Below are 18,447 nucleotides of genomic sequence, written 5' to 3'. Positions count from 1 at the left end.
TAAGGAAAGGTTTGATATGAGTAAAACACCGAAAAAAGGCAGTCTATATATAAACATTGTCATAATTTCAATTATAGTACTTTTAGGTTATTTTTTTATTCCTATGGGTCAAAACAACAGTTTTAATAATGCTGCAAAATTAAGAGGTACATCAAATAATAATCAGCCTATTAAATTGCAATTTAGAAGTGGTTTTCAATATGATAAATATGAAGCACCTAAAAAAAGTACTTTTATGCAAAAAAGAATGGAAGAAAATGACAAGGAGAAAAAACCAATATTTTGGGATAAAAAATAAAAAGGATCTCTAATGAGAGAAAATCCTAATAGAATAATTATTTATAAAAAAATACTAATTCTAATTGTTGGAATAATTCTCCTCATTATCTTTTTGCCTAAAGATGAAAGTTGGGAAAAACTAGGAGATGTATATAACCCAATGTCAACAGATGTAAAAAACAATTCAACAATTACAGCAGATCCAATAAAATTGCAATTTAGAACTGGATTTGAGTATGATTACGACAATGTAGATAAAAAGAATAATTTTTTAGAAGAAAAAATGGAAAACAAAAATGAAGAAAAAAAAACATCTTCTTCACCTAAAAAATAAAAAGGACTCATATGGAAGAAAAACCAAGTAATATAGGAATATATATAAAAATAGCAATTGTAATAATTATATTAATTCTTTTATATATCTATTTACCTAAAAGTTGGTCAAATATGGGAGATACTTATAAACCAAGAACCGTAGATAAAAGCGGTGGTCCAACTCCTACATCTCTTCAATTTAAAAATCCATTCAAGTATGATGGCTATAAGCCAACTAAAAAAATTGAACCTACAAAACCTACAGGTAATGGGGAAGAAAAAAAACCAACTTTTTGGAATAATTAAATCTCAAAATTTAGTCTCTGTCAAGAATTGAGTTTTCTTGACAGAGTTTTTATTTACTTCTCTAAAACTCTATTTAAAGTCTCAATAGAAATATATTTATCATAATAAGCTTTATAATAATTTTCTTTTGCAGCACTAAGTAAATAGTTTGCATCTATTAAATCTGTATTATCAGATAAGCCCTCTTTAAATCTATTTTTTACTATTTCATAATTCTCTTTTGATTGGTCTAAAGCTAATTTTGATGTTTCAAAGTTTGCCTTTGCCACATCATATGAAGAGAGTGCATTTTGGTATTGAAGTTTTATATTAAGTCTTACTTTTTCCAAGTTTGCTACTGCTTTTTTTACTTGAATATTTTTCTTTATAATTTCACTATAATCACTATTCCCATTATACAAATTCCAAGAAGCTGTTACATTTACTACTTCTTGAGTATCTGGATAAGAGGTTCGCCCACCTATATTTTCATCATCTCCATACTTATTATATGAAAGACTTGCATCAACTTTTGGCATAAAAGCACTTTTTGAACCAAATGATTGCTCTTTTTTACTTTTTAAACTAAGTTCTGATGCTTTTATTTCACTTCTATTTTCTAAAAGAGTTATATCATAAGCGTAGTTTTTATCTGTACTCACACTTAATTCATCAAGCTTTTCATTTGACAAATCATATCCACCTAAAATATTACTCAAAGCATATGAAGAGATATTTAAAGCTCCTTTTGCTTGAATAACACTTTGTTTAGCATTTAACATATTTACTTCAACTTTTAACAAATCATTTCTTGAGATAATACCTTGTGCATATTGACTTTGAGCATCCATATATTGTTTTTCAAATAATCTGTATGCATCTTCTTGAGTTTGAAGATTTTTTCTTTTGTTTAAATAATCTATATATGCTTTTTTTGTATCTAAAATAATATCCTGTTTTTTTGCATTGAAATAATATCTTGAAGCATTTTTTAGATACTTAGAACTATACAATTCACTAAAATCACTAAATCCATTAAATAGATTATATGAGATTGTGGCACTTGCTGTTGAATCCTCTTTTATTTGTCCTGTTATTAATTTATCTCTATTATTATAAGAGTATGACAAATCAGCTTTTGGTAAAAATGCTGATTTTGATTTATCATAATCCTCTTTTGACTCTTTGTATTCATAATTGCTTATTGCAATATCTAAATTCTTTTCTAAAGAGATGTTTAACACCTCATCAAGTGATATTGCAAACAAATTAGTTGCAACTAAAGATGACAATACTAAATATTTTATTTTCTTCATTTTTTATCCTTATGCTTTACTAACATCAACAGGTTCTATTGAGTCACTTCTTTTAAGCCTTTGTTCTATTTTAATAAAGAACATCAAAAGTGCAGGAGTAACAAATATTGTAAATATTGTTGAAAATGCCAATCCTCCTGTAATAACTGAACCTAAACCTCTATAAAATTCACTTCCAGGTCCTGGCATTAAAACTAATGGTAACATACCAAATATAGAAGTTAATGAACTCATATAAATAGGACGAATTCTAGTTCGTGTTGCTTCTATTACAGCTTTTTTATGCTCCATTCCCTTTTCTCTAATATAGTTCAAACTTTGATGAACAATTAAAATTGCATTATTTACAACAATACCCACCAAAATAATAAACCCAAGCATGGTTAAAATATCCAAGGGCTGTGGAGCAATAAATGTATTAGTAAGCTTCAATCCTATAAATCCACCGGCTGTTGCAAGGGGAACTGTACACATAATAACAATAGGATATAAGAAGTTTCCAAACAATGATGCCATAAGTAAATATACAATTACTAAAGCTAAAATAAAATTATCCATCAACAATTTTATTGTTTCGGTTAATTTATCAGCTGTTCCAGAAATACCAATTTCAATATCTTCAGTGATAACTCCTTTTGCTTTCATTCCTTCTAACATACCACCAATAGTCTTCATTGCTTCATCAATAGTCATGCCATTAGGAGGTGTCACTTGCAGGGTAATAGTTCTTTTCCCATTTAAGTGACGAATCTCTGAGATTCCCGTTGTAGAGAGATAATCAGACATAGAAGAGACTGGTAATACCATGCCATTTGGCAAGGCAAGAAGTGATGCCATAACATCTTCTGGAGTTTTTACCAACTCTTCATCAGCTTTTAGGACAAGGTCAATTTTCTTTTTACCATCTTGTTCAAAATCACCAACTTTTCTACCACTCATAAGAACATCAATTGCAACTCCTAGCTCTCTTGAGCTTAAATCTAGTGCTTTAATTGCATCTCTATTTGGAGTGATTCTAACTTCTGGATAAAGCAATTCTACTGATGGTACTGGTCGTACCTGACTTCCTTGTATTGCTCCCATAGTAGCTCCATAAAGTTGAGCACCAATACTTGCAATCTCTTCAATCTTTTCACCACTTATATCAATATTTACTGTATTTCCTTCACCTACTCCATTTTCAAATACTCCTGATTGAATAGAGACACCAAAAACAGAAGGCATAGAGTTTACTATTGGTCTAAACATTGGTATTAAATCAGAAGCTCTATCTTCATGCATTGAAGTTCCACCAAAAAGAGTGAAATCTCCAAAAGATACATAAAATGCTCGATTTAGTCCAGGGATATTTCCTACATCCTTATTAAGATAAGGTTCAACTTGCTTCATTAAATATGTACCCATACCATATCTTTCATTGTATGAAAGTCCAGGAGGTGTAATCAAAATATTAAATATCAGATTTTTATTTCCCTTTGGCAAATAGTCAAGTTTAGGGAAAAGTACATATATTGCACCCACTGAAAAAATTGCCAAAGATAAAATAGTAACTATTTTAGTAAAAGTATTTTTTAAAGACATAGTTACAATTGACATAATAAAATTAACTATTTTTTCTCCAAAGTTCGCTATGGCACCTGCATCTTTTGGCTCTTTTTTTGAAATACCTGCAAATGATTTCCAAAGCATTGGAATAACTGAAATGGAAACAAACAGTGAAAAAGTAACCGAGGCAGTTACGGCAATAGCAATATCCTTAAATAGTTGTCCCGCTTCATCTTGTAAAAATACAATTGGTAAAAATACAGCAATCGTTGTAAGTGCAGAGGCAACCAATGCACCCCAAACTTCACTTGCACCTATATATGCAGCATCAGGGATACTCATACCCTCTTTTCTATGTCTATCAATATTTTCCAATACAACAATAGCACTATCAACAAGCATACCAACTGCAAAGGAGATACCTGCAAGTGAGATTGTATTTAGACTTCTTTCCATGGCACTTAAAATTATAAAAGTACCAATAATAGATATTGGAATTGCAACAGAAACAACAGCTGTTGGAGATATGCTTCTTAAAAACAAAATTAGTATAAATATTGCTAAAACACCACCTATCATAATATTTTGTTTAACTAAATCAACAGAACCAACGATATAAGGTCTTTGGTCATATATCCATTGTATTTTAAGTTTTTCATCTTTTAAAACACCTGCATTAAGTTCATTTACTACTTTCTCAACTTCATCTGTTAGCTTTACAATATTAGAACCTGCACTTGGCTGAACACCTAAGAATATCCCATCTTTTCCAAAATACATAGCGACACCATTTGCAGTTTCATATCCAAAATCAACTCTTGCAATATCTTTAACTGTAATTATTTTATCTCGAGTAGATATCAAAACTACTTTTCCAATATCTTCAGGTGATGTAAATTTATTAACAGTTCTAATTCTATATGCTCTTCTATTTATATTTTGAATACCAGCAGAAACGTCTATATTTTCATTTTGTATTATTGATATTACTTGAGAAATAGTTAGTCCATATGATGCTAATTTGTTCACATCAAATACAATTTGCATCTGTTGTTCTCTACCACCAATATCCATAGTTCCAGAAACACCATTAACTCTTTTTATAACTGGTTTTATTTCATTATCAAAAAAAGTTCTATATTCATCTATATGTCTTACATTATCTTTTAAGGTTTGTAACATCATCCAAATAACAGGACTAGCAGTTGCTGTCTCAATTATAGGTTCATCTGCATTACTTGGATATGAGCTTACTTCATTTAACTTATTTGAAACATCTTGTAAAGCTACACGAATATCTGTGTCTAATTTAAATGTTAAAGTTATCTCACCTCTATCATCTTTTGCAGATGATTCATATTCAATTAGATTGTTTAAACTTTTTAGAGCATCTTCTTGCTCTTCTATTATCTCTCGCTCTATTTCATGAGGAGTTGCACCTGGCCATACTGTTGTTATTTTAATCTCAGGTTTTGTTACTGAGGGTGTTAATTGATACGGTAATTTACTAAGTGATAAAAAACCAAACAATACAACGATTAAAACTGAAACAATAATAGTTACAGGGTTTTTAATCGAAAACTTAATTAAATCCATTTTTTATTCCTTTAAATTGTTCCCCAATTTTAAGGGAACCTTTTCATTTCTAATTTCTTTTAAGCATGGAAATAAATTCCATCTAAAGACAAATCCTAAAGAAGACAACAAGTCATCTCTATTTATTTATTATTTTTACAAGAGAATTAGGAAAAACTCTTTCATTGCCTTTACTAACTATTTGTTGACCTTTGGCTAAACCTTGACCTTCTATTGCAACTTGGTCTTCTAAATATGCAATAATTTGTACAGGAATCATTTGTGCAATCATTTTATCATCAATAATAAAAACAATATTTTGTCCAAATCTTTTTATAACAGCATCTCTTGGAACAATAAGTGCTTCTTGTATGGCATTTTTAGACAAACTTACCTTTGCTTCTTGCCCATCAAAAACAAAAATTTTGCTTGTATTAGCTTTAAACTTTACAGGAAAAGTTCTAGTTAGTTTGTCACCACTTGGTATTGCACCACTCATTTTTCCTTTTATAATATTTTTTCCAACTCTAATATCGTATGTATCATCTTTTTTTAATCCATAATAAATACTCAAGGGAACATTGAATGTTATCTCTGCTTTTGAGGTATCAACAATTGAAGCCAATGATGTTCCTGCATTTACCCATTCTCCCAAATCTATACTTTTTTCTACCATAATACCACTATATGGAGCTTTTATACTTTTTTTCTCTTTTTGTATTTCTAACTCATTTAAGGTACTTTGTGTTGTAATAGATTTTAACTCCATATCATCATACTGTTTTTTAGAAACAGACTTTGTCTCTAATAGTTTTGAATATCTTTCATAATCTTTTTTTGCACTCTTAGCATTTGCTCGTGCTGATTTAACTTGTGCATTTAATAAATCTGCATCTATTTGAATTAGTGTTTGTCCTTTTTTAACACTATCCCCTACTTCAAAATTTATATTTTTTACTACACCTGAATTTTGAGCAGCTAAAACTGAATTCCTATCAAACTTTACTGTTCCAACAAACTCTTGTAAAGGATTAACTTCTCCCTTTATTATTTTTGTAGTCTCAACCAATGATGGACCACCTGCTGCAAATAGTGCAAGAGATGAAAGTACTACTACTAATAGCTTCTTAAACATATATTATCCTTCTATTTTTTTATTAATTTATTTGTGATTTTATGCACAATAGGTGCAACAATAAATACTATTGGAAATGCAAATATAAATGCCTTTACAAATGCCTCCAGCCACTTTAAAACAAAGCCATCTATGAAACCTAAGTTTATGAATGTAATTACAAAACTCATTATAAAACTCATAAATAAAGACATAAAAAAAGCAAAAACCAATCTTGTATATTTTTTATTAATCATTATCTTTCTCAATTATTTTAAACAAACTATTCAAGAAATTTTCACAAGAAGATTTTGCATCAAAGTTTGTTTGTGTCATTTTCACCAATGCAACGCCTTTTTCAAATAACATAAGCCCATCAACAAACTCTTTTGCAAGCTCTTTTAACTCACCTTTTTTTATCCCTTCTTCAATTATCAACATAAGTTGGTTGTGAAAAAATGTTGTACATTTATCATTGAACTTGAACATTGATTCGTTTTCTTCTGATAAAACAATAGATAAGTATTCTCTATAACCACTAAAATGTTTAATATTTTCTTCTGTATCATTCATAACAAAATCAAAAAAATAAAATACTTTATCTTTTGTTGTCTTTACATCTTTTATATTATTTAAAAACTTCTCATGATGGTATTCAATATGCATATTTATAATTTCAAAAATAATATCATCTTTATTTTCAAAATATTCGTATACAGTTCCTTTTCCTATTCCAGCTGTTTTTGCAACTTGAGCAACTGTTAACTTTTTCATTCCGCCACCATGAATCAAGTCAAAGCAAGCAAGTGCAACTTCTCTTCTTTTTTCTTCTTTATTAACTTTTTTAGGACTCATAGAACTCCTTAAATCTTTTTTGACTGACCGTCGGTCAAGTTTTGAAAGTATAACTATCTAATCTTAAATTTTATTGAAATTGACCAAGAGTCAGTTTTAATTAACCTTTCATTAACTTTTTTAAAATACCATATTACAAAGGATTGATTATGAATAGTAGTTACAATGAGAATTTTGCAAAATTATTCTTAAGATTATTTGTTGGTATTTTATTTTTACTACATGGATATGCAAAACTTAAATATGGAACTTCTTTTATCGAATCAGTACTTGAAAAAAATAATCTACCTCAATTTCTAGTCTATGGAGTTTACATTGGAGAAGTTATTGCTCCAATCTTTGTGATTATTGGATACTACACAAAAACATTCTCTTTGATAATTATAATAAATATTTTATTTGCAATATACTTAGTTCATCCAAGTGAAATCTTTTCACTTAGTTCAAACGGTGGATTAGCCCTAGAACTGCAATACTTCTATATATTTACATCACTTTTAATAATACTTGTTGGACCTGGTAAATTCTCAATAGATGAAAAATAATTTTTCATTTAACAAAAAAATTCTAAATTAATGATATAATAAAGGATTATTAGCTAGGAAGTTATAAATTGAACAAAAAAATAAGTTATACATTTTTCAAAACTTTTACACTTTTTATTATTATATTTTTATTGGTATCTACTGCATACATAAAAAACCTTGATGATATTTATACCAAAGAGACAACAAACTCTATTGAATCTGAATTAGATTTAAAAATTACAAATATCCAAAATAATTTTGAAATTCTTAAAAAAGACACCCTTTATATATCTTATATTTATAAATTAAATAAAAATAGATATATATTAAAAGATGAAATATCTTCATTGATTGCATTAAAAGAGTCTTATTTAGAAGTTTATTTTTTAAAAAACAATGGAAAGAAATTTTTAGAAATCAATGATAATACTCTATCAAAAGATATTCAAGAAGAAAAATACTTAGATGACTTAAAAAAACTTAAAAGAGGTGATATATATATATCATCAATAAAGCTACTAAAAAATAAAGAAAAGATAGTAAATCCTACTAAAGCCTATATTGAAATCATAACACCTGTTTATGATAAGTATGATGTTCAAGATGGATTTGTAGTTGTAGACTATAGTCTAGACGATATTTTTGTAAGCTTTTCAAACTCTAAATTTGATTTAGAAACACTTATTTTAAATAAAGAAAACTTCATATTAAACTCTAAAAATAGTAAATATAATTTTGGTTTTTTATTTAACAAAGATTTGACTTTTAATAATATTCATAAAGATATATATAAAGAGATTGGTGAAGACTTTAAAGGTACCCTTAAAAATGATGATTATTATATAAATGTTAAAAAAATCAATATCACCTTATGGCTAAATACTAATAATCAATTCAATCCCTTTGAATTAAAATTTATTACAAAAATTAACAATAATGTAATTGATAAGAAAATTGATGAATATTTAAATACTATTGCATGGATTGTTTTTTTATATTTTTTAGTTGCATTATTTATCTCATTTATTTTTGCTGAATATAAAAGAATAGAAAAAGAGAATAAATCAAGATTAAAAATTTCGAATAATGTATTTGAAAACTCTCATGATGGTATTATAATCACAGATAAAGAGAATAAAGTACTTCAAGTAAATAAATCTTTTACAAAAATTACAGGCTATAGTGAAAAAGAGATACTCCATAAAACACCTAAAATACTCAAATCTACAGGTTATCATACAAAACAATTTTATAAAAATATGTGGGATAGCCTTAACAATGAAAACTATTGGGAAGGTGAAATAACAAATATAAAGAAAAATGGGATGCCATACACAGAAGAACTCACTATCTCAAGAATATATACCGATGAAGATGAGTTTTATCATATAGCTTCTTTTGTAGATATTACAGAGGCAAAAAGAAATAAAAAGACCATAGAAGATAAGCTTGAGGAAAATAAAACATATCTTGAAATTATCAATGACTATTTAATTACATTAAAAGTTGATATAAATGGAAAAATCCTAGATGTATCAGATGCATTTTGTAGAATTTGTGGTTACTCAAAAGAAGAAGTAATTGGACAAAATCATAATATTTTCAGACATCCAGATACAACAAAAGAGTTTTATTTAAGTATATGGGATGATATATATTCTGGTAAAACTTGGGAAGGTGAGATTAAAAACATGATGAAAAATAAAGAAGTTTATTATGTTCATGCAAAAATCTCTCCTATGTATAATAATAAAACAATTACTGGTTATGCTTCTGTTGCAGTTGATATTACAGATAAAAAACGTATTGAAGAGATGTCTATTACAGATGAATTAACACAAACATATAATAGAAGATATTTTAATACAACCATTGAAAAAGAGATATTAAGAGCAAAAAGAGATAATAAAACTATGGGGTTTGCTATTTTAGATATTGACTTTTTTAAACAATATAATGATACCTATGGCCATAATAAGGGTGACAAAGCTTTAATTGAAACAGCTAACTGTATAAAATACACTATTAGTAGAGCTAGTGATTATATTTTTAGATTAGGAGGAGAAGAGTTTGGTGTTTTAGTAACAGATATCAATGAAAAAAACTTTACTCTACTTTTAGAAAAATTAAGAACAAATGTTGAAGATTTACATATAGAACATACAAACAGTACACTATCAAATAAAGAACTCACTATCTCTATTGGAGGTATTGTATTTGATAGTAATAATTTAACTGCAGAAAAAGCATATAAAAGAGCTGATAAGTTTTTATATGAAGCAAAAGATAATGGACGAAACAAAGTTGTAATTCAAACAGATGATAGCCATATCTCCCATAAGATAAATAGCCAAAGGAACAATTATTGTATATTATAGTGCATACATAAAAAAAGGACTATAGTATGACACCAATAGAGTACATCAAAGAAAATAATTTAGAATGGCAACCATCTTTTAGTGGAAGTATCACTTCAACACTTCATGGTTATAGAGGGGCTTTAATCATAGAAGAGGGTAAAAGGTTATCTGAAACAAGAGTTATGCCTCCTAAATCTCAAGCTAGACAAGTTGTTATGGTAAGTGAAAATGAAAAAATTAAATTCTTTTCATGTGAGCTTGAAACATTTGGATACTTTAAAGAATTTTTCACAAAATATGGAGAGTTTTTTGATAAAGATTCTGTTAATTTACTTTACGTTATCGACTTAGATGCAGATGGTACTTTTGAATATGAAGGTGTTAAATTTTCTGCTTTTGTTTTAGATGAAAGTTCTGTATGGAATGAAGTTTTAGATTTTGCTTCTTTAGAAAAAAGTGATCTTAAAAAACTATCAAGTGAAGAGAAAATAGAAAAAGTATATGATGAAGTTATTTCAACTCCACAAGAAGAGATAAGTAAAACATATGATGAAATGGTAGCACTTATGGGAAATACTAAAAAAGCACTAATGGGAGCTGTTTAATCCTAGGACGAACAGCTCAGTTTTACATTTGAAAATTCAAGTGGTGTAGCTTTTGAGTATCTTTCATACTCTTTATGCTCACCATATGGATTTTGTGCAATATTCAATAAATCATTTACTAAACTAAAATCACCCTCTTCTGCCTTGTCAATTGCTTCTTGAAGCATATAATTTTTAATCACATACTTTGGATTTACCTTTTTCATACTATTTTGAACTTGAGTAAAATCTCTATTTTCTTCTTCTCTAGCTTTTATATAGTCTTCTAGCCATATATTTAAGGCTTGTCTATAAATTGAGATATCAATTACTTTTCTAATCTCATCACTATTTTTACACTTAGTTAACTCATAAAAGAATTGATTATAATCAGTTTTTGAAGTTTGCAATGCCTTTAATAAAGATATAATCAAATCAGCATAAGAATCATTACTTTTACTAATATCAAGGCCTAGTCTTCTTGTCATAAGTGTCAAATACTCTTTTTCTTGAACATGAAAATATGTTTTCAAATATTCATGAAGTTTTTCTACTTCACAAATCTCTTTTAAACTATTTGCTAAAACTTCTAAGTTCCATCTTGCTACATAAGGTTGGTTATTAAAAGAGTATTGCCCTTCACTATCTGTGTGATTACAAATCTGATTTATATTAAAATAATCTATAAAAGCAAAAGGACCATAATCTATACTTAATCCTGCCATTGAAAAATTATCTGTATTCATAACTCCATGCATGAAACCATAAGCTTGCCATTTTGCCATTAGTATTGCTGTTTTATCAACCATTTCATAATACATCTTTTCATACTTGTTTTTGTCATCAATTAAATATGCATAAGAGTTTTTTATTACATAATTAGCCAATTGAGTTAGGTTTACTTTTGCATTTTTTTGTCTTGCAAAATACTCAAATGTTCCAATTCTAACCCAAGATGGGGACATTCTTAAAACAATTGCTGCTGTTTCCTTTACTCCATAATATCGAGTAACTGGATGAGTTGAACCTATAAGAGCTAAAACTCTAGTTGTTGGTATATCTAAAGCATACATCGCTTCTGAGATAATATATTCTCTAATAGAAGACCTTAATACTGCCCTACCATCTCCTTGTCTTGAATAGCGAGTTAGTCCTGCACCTTTTGTTTGTAAATGCCATGGACCAATTTTACCTAAGTTAATTGCTCTTCCATCACCTAATTGGGGTACAAAATAGCCAAACTGATGTCCTGCATAAGCTTTTGCATAAGGAAGAGAACCAGAAAGCAATTTATCTCCATTTATAAACTTAATAAAATCTTCATTTTTAGCTTCTTCATAATCTAAACCTATCTCATCAAACATTAGTTTATTGTAAGATATCAAGTGTGGATTATTTAATGGAGTTGGATTAATTTTATGATAAAATTTTTCATCAAATTCAAAATAATCATTCTCTAATTGTATTTCATTTAGTTTCATATATTTATCTTTTTATATTTTCTGCAAATTTTATTCCATTACTTTTAAAGCATTTTAATAATTTAAAATTACAATTACACCTTAAGCTTCAATTAGTTGGTGTTTTAAGTTTCAATTTATATTGCAGGAGATATCATTATAATATACAATTATATATGAAGGGACTCATATGAAAATTCAAAGTAAAATAATTGGTGCATTTCTTGTACTGATTACAGTAACACTGCTATCAAGTATTTATGTTTCATATAACATAAATCATATAAAAGAAAATGTAGCAGATCTATCTAAGAGAGATTTTGCAGGGATAAGTTTTTTGCTCGAAGCAGATAGGGATTCCTACCAATCAAATGTTGCTATTTCTCAAATAATAAACTTAAAAGACTCTCAAAAAAGTGAAAAGTTACTTAAAGATGGAGTAAATAATAACATTAAACAAGTTGGGCAAAGATTTGAAAAGTTTAAAAATTTGTTGGAAAAACAGATGCCAAATAACTCTTCAAAATTTGAAGAATTTGCCACTAAATATAATTTAACTAATGATAATACAAAAAAACTTGTTTCAATGATAAAAGCAAATGAGTATGAAAAAGCGCAAGAATTTTATTTTACTACATATATAAATAATTACGAAGATATGAGAAGCTTAATTGACTTTTTTACTGAGGAGTCATATAAAGTTGTTAAAGCACAAGAAAAGGAAACAGATTCCCTAATAGACCAATCATTTATAAGCTTTATTATAATTACTGTTTTAAGTATCGCATTAGCAATATTTTTTACTATACTTCTTGGTAAAACTATTAATAAATCTATCAATAATTTTCACCATGGACTACTTAGCTTTTTTAAATATCTAAATAGAGAAGAAAAAGATGTAGAGTTATTAGATACAAGTGCTAACGATGAAATAGCAGCTATTGCAATAGAAGTAAATAAAAATATTACCAATACCCAATCACTAATAGAAAAAGATGAACTATTAATTGAAGATGTAAAAAGAGTAGTAGAATTAGTAAAAAGTGGAGATATTAGTAAAAAAATTGACAAAAGTACTCATAATAAAGGATTAGAAGAGTTAAAAACTATCTTTAATGAAATGATACAAGTTATCTCTGAAAATATTTCAAATGATATTAATGAAGTAGAAAAAGCTTTAGAAGAGTATCAAAATCTAAACTTCAAACACAGAATTACTGCTGCAACAGGGAATACAGTTGATGGATTAAATACCTTAGCAAATATTATTAATGATATGCTAGTTGAAAATAAATCAAATGGACTTACCCTACAAAAAAGTTCAAGTGAGCTATTATCAAATGTTGATAATTTGAGTCGTTCATCAAATGAAGCTGCTGCAAGTATTGAAGAGACAGCTGCTGCACTAGAAGAAATCACATCAAATATAACTAGCAATACTCAAAACGTAATTGCAATGGCAAATAATGCAAATGAATTAAAACACTCTGCAAACGAAGGAGAAACACTTGCTTCCCAAACAACCAATGCCATGGATAGTATAAATGAGCAAGTAACTGCTATAAATGATGCAATATCAGTTATTGACCAAATCTCATTTCAAACAAATATTTTATCACTAAATGCTGCTGTGGAAGCTGCAACTGCTGGTGAAGCTGGAAAAGGGTTTGCAGTAGTTGCACAAGAAGTTAGAAATCTTGCATCAAGATCAGCAGAAGCTGCAAAAGAGATAAAATCTTTAGTTGAAAGTGCTACACTAAAAGCAAATGATGGAAAAACAATATCTGATAAAATGATTAAAGGTTATGTTGGACTAAATGAAAATATTTCAAAAACTTTAGAATTAATTGGTGGAGTTGAGTCTGCAAGTAAAGAGCAACAAATGGGAATTGAGCAAATTAATAGTGCAGTAAGTATGCTTGATAGACAAACCCAAGAAAATGCTTCTATTGCCAACCAAGCAAAAGATATTGCAGATCAAACACAATATATTGCAGATGATATAGTAAAAGATGCAAATGAAAAAGAGTTTGAAGGTAAAGATAGTGTTCAAGTAAAAAATCTAAACCTAAATAATACCAATACTAAAAATGAACAAGTAATAAATAAAGAACCCACAAAAAAAGCTATTGAAGAGAAGAAAGAACCAATAATCAATAAAAAAGAAGAAAAGAATCTAGAAGTAAAAAAACCACAAGTAGTTGTTCCTCAAAATGATAGTAATGATGAATGGGAGAGTTTTTAAACTCTCCTTTTTCTCCTTATAATATATTTGTATTAAAAAATAATAACAAACCTAAAATAAAAATAAAAATAGGTGAAGCAATATCTAAAAAGCTTCTAATCTTATTGTAATTATCTGACATCCTATTTAATTTTATACTAAAAAATGATGATAAAAATATAACTAACCCCATACCAAGACTAATAAATATAGAAGCTAAAATAACTGCAAAATATGTTTTCAATATAAAGGCATATAAAAAAAGTATTACCGTACCTGGACAAGGTATTATCCCAGCAGTTAAGACAAAAAATATATCTTGTTTTTTTCTTTCATTATTTTCATTTTCTGAAGAACAGCAAGAGTGACAAGAGCTATCTTTATTTTTAAACTTTTTATATAAAAGATATAAAGCCAAAAGCATAATAAAAACAGCTGAGAGCTGAGTTATTAATTTTATAGAATCATTAACAAAATTATTAAAAAAAGACTCAATTATAAATATAGAAACTAAAACCAAAGCTAATGCTCCAAGAATATGTATAAATGCAGTTAGCTGAGAAATTATAAAAGCTCTTAAATATGAGCTCTTTGTTATCATAAAATATGAAAAAGCTAAAGACTTACCATGTCCTGGTCCTAATGCATGAATAATTCCATATAAAAAAGAGACAAATAACAAAGTAAATAAAGCTATTGTGTTCCCATTTTTAATCTCTAAAAGATTTTGCTTTATCTCTTTATTAAATTTTGTTAAAAAAGTTTCTTCATTTTTTGTAATATTCTTTTTTTCTATTTTTTTTGCATCTTCAACATTATTAGTTGAGATCTCTTTATTAATATGAAATGAGACACTATTTAAGTCAATAATATTTTTATCAAATAGCTCTTTATCAAAATTTATACTGTTCTTTTCAATCTCTATTAAAAAAAACTGCTCTTTATCATCAATATTAAAGTATAAAATATTATCTTTTACAATTTTATAATTTAAGCTTATCTTGTAGTGAATATGTAAAATCTCATTATCTATATATAGCTCTAAATCTTTTACATTTATCGTATTGGATTGGATTTTATTAATTTTTTTCCCATAAGAGATATATGACAAGTATTTTCTAGGTTTTATATAATCTAAAAAAATATTTTTTACTGTAGATAACTCTTTTTCATCTAAGGTATTATCTAAGTTTGTATCATATACATTTTTTAAAGTTTCAGTAAAAGGTTTTGTTAATATCCATTTTAGATCTATCTCTTTTATTATTTCATTATCTGTTTTAAGATCAATTACAATTTTTGTCTGAGGTGAAAATACTGTACATAAACCACATCCAAAAAGAGTTTGAATTATTAAAACTAAACCAATTAATACTTTCATTATTTATAACTATTTACCAATTCTTTTGATGTATTTATTAAACTCTCTTGCCAATTATTTGACAATGGGTCAATAAAAATAGTTTTTCCCTCTATTCCATTTGCAATAATTTCAGCAGATTTTTTAGAAAACTGAGGAGCTACAAAAACAACTTTTATGTCCTCCTCTTTTGCTTCATTTATTAAAGCTATAATCTCTTTTGATTTAGGCTCTTTCCCCTCTTTTTCAACAGCTTCTTGCTCTAATTCATATCTTTTAGCAAAATATCCCCATGAAGGGTGAAACACCATAAACTTTTTACCTTTTACCTCTTTTAATATGCCAGACAATTTTAAATGTAAAGCATCAAGTTCAAACAAAAAGTTTTTATAATTATCATAATAAAAGTTTCTATTCTTGCTATCAACTTCAACTAGTGCATCTAAAATATTTTTTGCCTGAACTTTTACCAGTATTGGATCTAGCCATACATGAGGATCTAATGATTCATGTTCATCATGGTGCTCTGTTTCTCCTTCATGATGGTGTTCTGCCATTGCAATTCTTTTTATACCTTTTGATGTATCTATAATAAGCATATTTTTATTTATATCTTCAAACTTTTCAAGCCAAGATTCTTCAAAAGGTACGCCTATTGAAAAATATATATCAGAATTAATTAAATCTTTCATCTGTGATGTTTTAGGTTCATATGAAGCAGGAGAAGCTCCTGGCTGAACCATAACATTAACATGGATTTTGTCCATTGCAATTTTCTCAATAAAATATTTTTGTGGCAATATACTAACTGTAACTATTTTTTGTGCATAAAGTGATGATAACAATAGTAAACTAATAAAAAAAATCTTTTTCATAATAACTCCAAATTTTAAGTCGCAACTTAGTCGCATTTTGAAATTCTAGTAACTTTAAGCTTTAATGCAACTTAGTGGCAGGAATCATATGTTATAATTTTATATGGACAATATTAAAGAATTAATTGAAAATAAAAATATAAAGTTAACAAACTCAAGAAAGTCGATACTAGAGGTGCTTGCAAACTCTTCAAAACCCTTATGTTATGAAGAGATAAAGATTTCAATAAATATGGATAAAGCAACATTTTATAGAAATATCATAAAATTTGAAGATGAAAATATAATTAATTCATTTGAATCAAATGATAAAAAAAGATATTTTGAAATAAAAAAATCAAACCATGCACACTTTATATGTACAAACTGTTCCAAAATTGAATGTATTCATGAGGAATTAAATTTTAAATTAATCAATCATAAAATTGAAAATATAATTATTAAAGGTATTTGTCCAAAATGTTTATGAAAAGGATTTTTAAATGATTCAAAAATTAACCATAGAGAGATTTGTAAATAAAGAGGCTCTAAGTGGTATATTACTTTTTATTGCAACAGTAGCTGCTGTAATAGTTGCAAACTCTAGTTTAGGTCAAGCATATTATGACTTATGGCACATGCCCTTGGGAATTAGTCTTGGAGATCATGATATATCCATGACACTAACTTATTGGATTGATGATGGGCTTATGGCACTATTTTTTCTAATGGTTGGATTAGAGATAAAAAGAGAGATGTTAGTTGGAGAACTTTCAACTGTCAGTAAAGCACTATTTCCAATAGTTGCAGCAATAGGAGGAATGGCAATTCCTGCACTTATTTATGTGGGATTAAATACAGATAATCCTTTAGGATTTGGTATTCCAATGGCAACAGATATTGCATTTGCTTTAGGTATATTAATGCTTCTTGGCAACCGTGTAAACCCTGCACTTAAACTATTTTTAGTTGCCCTTGCAGTTGTTGATGACTTAGGGGCAGTTTTAGTTGTGGCAACTGTTTACACAAGTGAAATACATAGTGAATACTTTTTACATGCTGGTATTATTTATGCTTTAATTTGGACTTTAAATATAAAAGGTGTAACTAAATTATTGCCCTATTTAATTCTTGGTATTGCGCTTTGGATTTATATTCACGCTATTGGAATACATGCAACTATTGCAGGAGTTTTATTGGCATTTGCAATTCCAATTAAGTCAAAAATTGATGAACACAATTTTATAAAAGAGACAAAAGATGATATAAACTATTTTGAAAACCATATAGATACTGTTCCTGTTTTAAATCATCATCAAATGGATTCTCTTGAAAACATTGCATATAACTATGATAAGGTACAAAATCCTCTTATAAGATTAGAGCACAACTTACATGGTTTATCTGCTTTTTTTATTATGCCTTTGTTTGCATTTTCAAATGCAGGTGTTTTAATAGATTTTTCAGGAATAAGTGCAAACCTAATGATTGTTCTTGGTGTTGTCTTTGGTCTAATTATTGGTAAGCCAATAGGAATATTTGGATTTACATATTTAGCTACAAAATTAAGAATTATCAAAAAGCCTGAAAATATATCGTGGAGTGAAGTTATTGCAGTGGGATTCTTAGGAGGTATTGGATTTACTATGTCAATTTTTATAACCCACCTTGCCTTTTTAGATGAAACAATTATTTCAGCGGTTAAACTTGGCGTTTTTGCAGCTTCATTTATAGCAGCTGTTATTGGTGTGACATTGATACTATTAAAAAAAGAATCAAGTGCAAATTAACACA

At 27.8% G+C, this 18,447-nt stretch carries 17 protein-coding genes; 9 read left to right on the top strand and 8 right to left on the bottom strand.

The features are described 5' to 3' along the window. Positions 1-16: 16 nt before the first annotated feature. Genes ACNI28_RS10475 through ACNI28_RS10465 form a run of 3 tightly spaced genes read left to right on the top strand, consistent with a single transcriptional unit; the run spans position 17 to position 900 of the window. A complete protein-coding gene (locus ACNI28_RS10475; protein WP_419764197.1) occupies positions 17-298 on the top strand; it encodes a hypothetical protein in 282 nt (93 codons plus the stop codon). A gap of 12 nt (positions 299-310) precedes the next feature. Continuing rightward, on the top strand, positions 311-613 hold the full coding sequence (locus tag ACNI28_RS10470) for a hypothetical protein (RefSeq protein WP_419764196.1): 303 nt from the start codon (positions 311-313) through the stop codon (positions 611-613). An 11-nt stretch (positions 614-624) separates the two neighbouring features. Then, entirely contained in the window at positions 625-900 is a 276-nt protein-coding gene (locus ACNI28_RS10465; protein WP_419764195.1) for a hypothetical protein, read from the top strand. A gap of 53 nt (positions 901-953) precedes the next feature. On the opposite strand, the gene ACNI28_RS10460 is transcribed toward ACNI28_RS10465, so the two are convergent. From ACNI28_RS10460 to ACNI28_RS10440, 5 genes are all read right to left on the bottom strand, one after another. Then, positions 954-2,195: a TolC family protein gene (locus ACNI28_RS10460; RefSeq protein ID WP_419764194.1), complete on the bottom strand. Its 1,242-nt coding sequence runs from the start codon at positions 2,193-2,195 to the stop codon at positions 954-956. Between the two features lie 9 nt (positions 2,196-2,204). Then, positions 2,205-5,336 (bottom strand): efflux RND transporter permease subunit, encoded by a 3,132-nt coding sequence (locus tag ACNI28_RS10455; RefSeq protein WP_419764193.1) that lies wholly within the window; start codon positions 5,334-5,336, stop codon positions 2,205-2,207. Positions 5,337-5,454: 118 nt separating this feature from the next. After that, on the bottom strand, positions 5,455-6,450 hold the full coding sequence (locus ACNI28_RS10450; RefSeq protein ID WP_419764192.1) for an efflux RND transporter periplasmic adaptor subunit: 996 nt from the start codon (positions 6,448-6,450) through the stop codon (positions 5,455-5,457). Positions 6,451-6,461: 11 nt separating this feature from the next. After that, a complete protein-coding gene (locus tag ACNI28_RS10445) occupies positions 6,462-6,686 on the bottom strand; it encodes a DUF2798 domain-containing protein (RefSeq protein ID WP_419764191.1) in 225 nt (74 codons plus the stop codon). After that, positions 6,679-7,284 carry a TetR/AcrR family transcriptional regulator gene (locus tag ACNI28_RS10440; protein WP_419764190.1) on the bottom strand — a complete coding sequence of 202 codons (606 nt, stop codon included), beginning with the start codon at positions 7,282-7,284 and terminating at the stop codon, positions 6,679-6,681. Before ACNI28_RS10440 ends, ACNI28_RS10445 begins: the two co-directional genes overlap by 8 nt. Positions 7,285-7,433: 149 nt before the next feature. Between ACNI28_RS10440 and ACNI28_RS10435 the strand changes: the two genes are divergently transcribed. The 3 genes from ACNI28_RS10435 to ACNI28_RS10425 all read left to right on the top strand — a co-directional run bounded on the left by ACNI28_RS10435 (position 7,434) and on the right by ACNI28_RS10425 (position 10,776). Beyond that, positions 7,434-7,829 carry a DoxX family protein gene (locus tag ACNI28_RS10435; protein WP_419764189.1) on the top strand — a complete coding sequence of 132 codons (396 nt, stop codon included), beginning with the start codon at positions 7,434-7,436 and terminating at the stop codon, positions 7,827-7,829. 68 nt (positions 7,830-7,897) lie between these two features. After that, the gene (locus tag ACNI28_RS10430) at positions 7,898-10,189 is read left to right on the top strand and encodes a sensor domain-containing diguanylate cyclase (protein WP_419764188.1); all 2,292 of its coding nucleotides are present in this window, start codon (positions 7,898-7,900) and stop codon (positions 10,187-10,189) included. 26 nt (positions 10,190-10,215) lie between these two features. Next, positions 10,216-10,776: a hypothetical protein gene (locus tag ACNI28_RS10425; RefSeq protein WP_419764187.1), complete on the top strand. Its 561-nt coding sequence runs from the start codon at positions 10,216-10,218 to the stop codon at positions 10,774-10,776. Positions 10,777-10,778: 2 nt separating this feature from the next. On the opposite strand, the gene ACNI28_RS10420 is transcribed toward ACNI28_RS10425, so the two are convergent. Further along, positions 10,779-12,236, bottom strand: a complete 1,458-nt coding sequence (locus ACNI28_RS10420) for a protein adenylyltransferase SelO (protein ID WP_419764186.1) — start codon at positions 12,234-12,236, stop codon at positions 10,779-10,781. A 169-nt stretch (positions 12,237-12,405) separates the two neighbouring features. Here ACNI28_RS10420 and ACNI28_RS10415 point away from each other — a divergent pair, with 169 nt between their 5' ends. Next, a complete protein-coding gene (locus ACNI28_RS10415; protein ID WP_419764185.1) occupies positions 12,406-14,460 on the top strand; it encodes a HAMP domain-containing methyl-accepting chemotaxis protein in 2,055 nt (684 codons plus the stop codon). A 16-nt stretch (positions 14,461-14,476) separates the two neighbouring features. Here ACNI28_RS10415 and ACNI28_RS10410 read toward each other — a convergent pair whose 3' ends face one another. Further along, positions 14,477-15,820: a nickel/cobalt transporter gene (locus ACNI28_RS10410; RefSeq protein ID WP_419764184.1), complete on the bottom strand. Its 1,344-nt coding sequence runs from the start codon at positions 15,818-15,820 to the stop codon at positions 14,477-14,479. Beyond that, positions 15,820-16,674 (bottom strand): metal ABC transporter solute-binding protein, Zn/Mn family, encoded by an 855-nt coding sequence (locus ACNI28_RS10405; protein WP_419764183.1) that lies wholly within the window; start codon positions 16,672-16,674, stop codon positions 15,820-15,822. Before ACNI28_RS10405 ends, ACNI28_RS10410 begins: the two co-directional genes overlap by 1 nt. 103 nt (positions 16,675-16,777) lie before the next feature. On the opposite strand from ACNI28_RS10405, the gene ACNI28_RS10400 reads away from it, so the two are divergent. Further along, positions 16,778-17,143, top strand: a complete 366-nt coding sequence (locus ACNI28_RS10400) for a Fur family transcriptional regulator (protein ID WP_419764182.1) — start codon at positions 16,778-16,780, stop codon at positions 17,141-17,143. Between the two features lie 13 nt (positions 17,144-17,156). Next, positions 17,157-18,443, top strand: a complete 1,287-nt coding sequence (gene nhaA / locus ACNI28_RS10395) for a Na+/H+ antiporter NhaA (RefSeq protein ID WP_419764181.1) — start codon at positions 17,157-17,159, stop codon at positions 18,441-18,443. The last annotated feature ends 4 nt before the right edge of the window (positions 18,444-18,447 follow it).

It is taken from the genome of Arcobacter denitrificans (SeqCode) (genome assembly GCF_048571185.1).
In the GTDB taxonomy this organism is placed as follows: Bacteria; Campylobacterota; Campylobacteria; order Campylobacterales; family Arcobacteraceae; genus Arcobacter; species Arcobacter denitrificans.
Note: the sequence above shows the minus strand (reverse complement) of the source record. Positions and strands in the feature narration are given on the sequence as shown.

Excerpts from the sequence above, each read along its gene's own strand:
- ACNI28_RS10475 (WP_419764197.1), top strand. The coding sequence starts at position 17 with ATGAGTAAAACACCGAAAAAAGGCAGTCTATATATAAACATTGTCATA.
- ACNI28_RS10470 (WP_419764196.1), top strand. The coding sequence starts at position 311 with ATGAGAGAAAATCCTAATAGAATAATTATTTATAAAAAAATACTAATT.
- ACNI28_RS10465 (WP_419764195.1), top strand. The coding sequence starts at position 625 with ATGGAAGAAAAACCAAGTAATATAGGAATATATATAAAAATAGCAATT.
- ACNI28_RS10460 (WP_419764194.1), bottom strand. The coding sequence starts at position 2,195 with ATGAAGAAAATAAAATATTTAGTATTGTCATCTTTAGTTGCAACTAAT.
- ACNI28_RS10455 (WP_419764193.1), bottom strand. The coding sequence starts at position 5,336 with ATGGATTTAATTAAGTTTTCGATTAAAAACCCTGTAACTATTATTGTT.
- ACNI28_RS10450 (WP_419764192.1), bottom strand. The coding sequence starts at position 6,450 with ATGTTTAAGAAGCTATTAGTAGTAGTACTTTCATCTCTTGCACTATTT.
- ACNI28_RS10445 (WP_419764191.1), bottom strand. The coding sequence starts at position 6,686 with ATGATTAATAAAAAATATACAAGATTGGTTTTTGCTTTTTTTATGTCT.
- ACNI28_RS10440 (WP_419764190.1), bottom strand. The coding sequence starts at position 7,284 with ATGAGTCCTAAAAAAGTTAATAAAGAAGAAAAAAGAAGAGAAGTTGCA.
- ACNI28_RS10435 (WP_419764189.1), top strand. The coding sequence starts at position 7,434 with ATGAATAGTAGTTACAATGAGAATTTTGCAAAATTATTCTTAAGATTA.
- ACNI28_RS10425 (WP_419764187.1), top strand. The coding sequence starts at position 10,216 with ATGACACCAATAGAGTACATCAAAGAAAATAATTTAGAATGGCAACCA.
- ACNI28_RS10420 (WP_419764186.1), bottom strand. The coding sequence starts at position 12,236 with ATGAAACTAAATGAAATACAATTAGAGAATGATTATTTTGAATTTGAT.
- ACNI28_RS10415 (WP_419764185.1), top strand. The coding sequence starts at position 12,406 with ATGAAAATTCAAAGTAAAATAATTGGTGCATTTCTTGTACTGATTACA.
- ACNI28_RS10410 (WP_419764184.1), bottom strand. The coding sequence starts at position 15,820 with ATGAAAGTATTAATTGGTTTAGTTTTAATAATTCAAACTCTTTTTGGA.
- ACNI28_RS10405 (WP_419764183.1), bottom strand. The coding sequence starts at position 16,674 with ATGAAAAAGATTTTTTTTATTAGTTTACTATTGTTATCATCACTTTAT.
- ACNI28_RS10400 (WP_419764182.1), top strand. The coding sequence starts at position 16,778 with ATGGACAATATTAAAGAATTAATTGAAAATAAAAATATAAAGTTAACA.
- nhaA (WP_419764181.1), top strand. The coding sequence starts at position 17,157 with ATGATTCAAAAATTAACCATAGAGAGATTTGTAAATAAAGAGGCTCTA.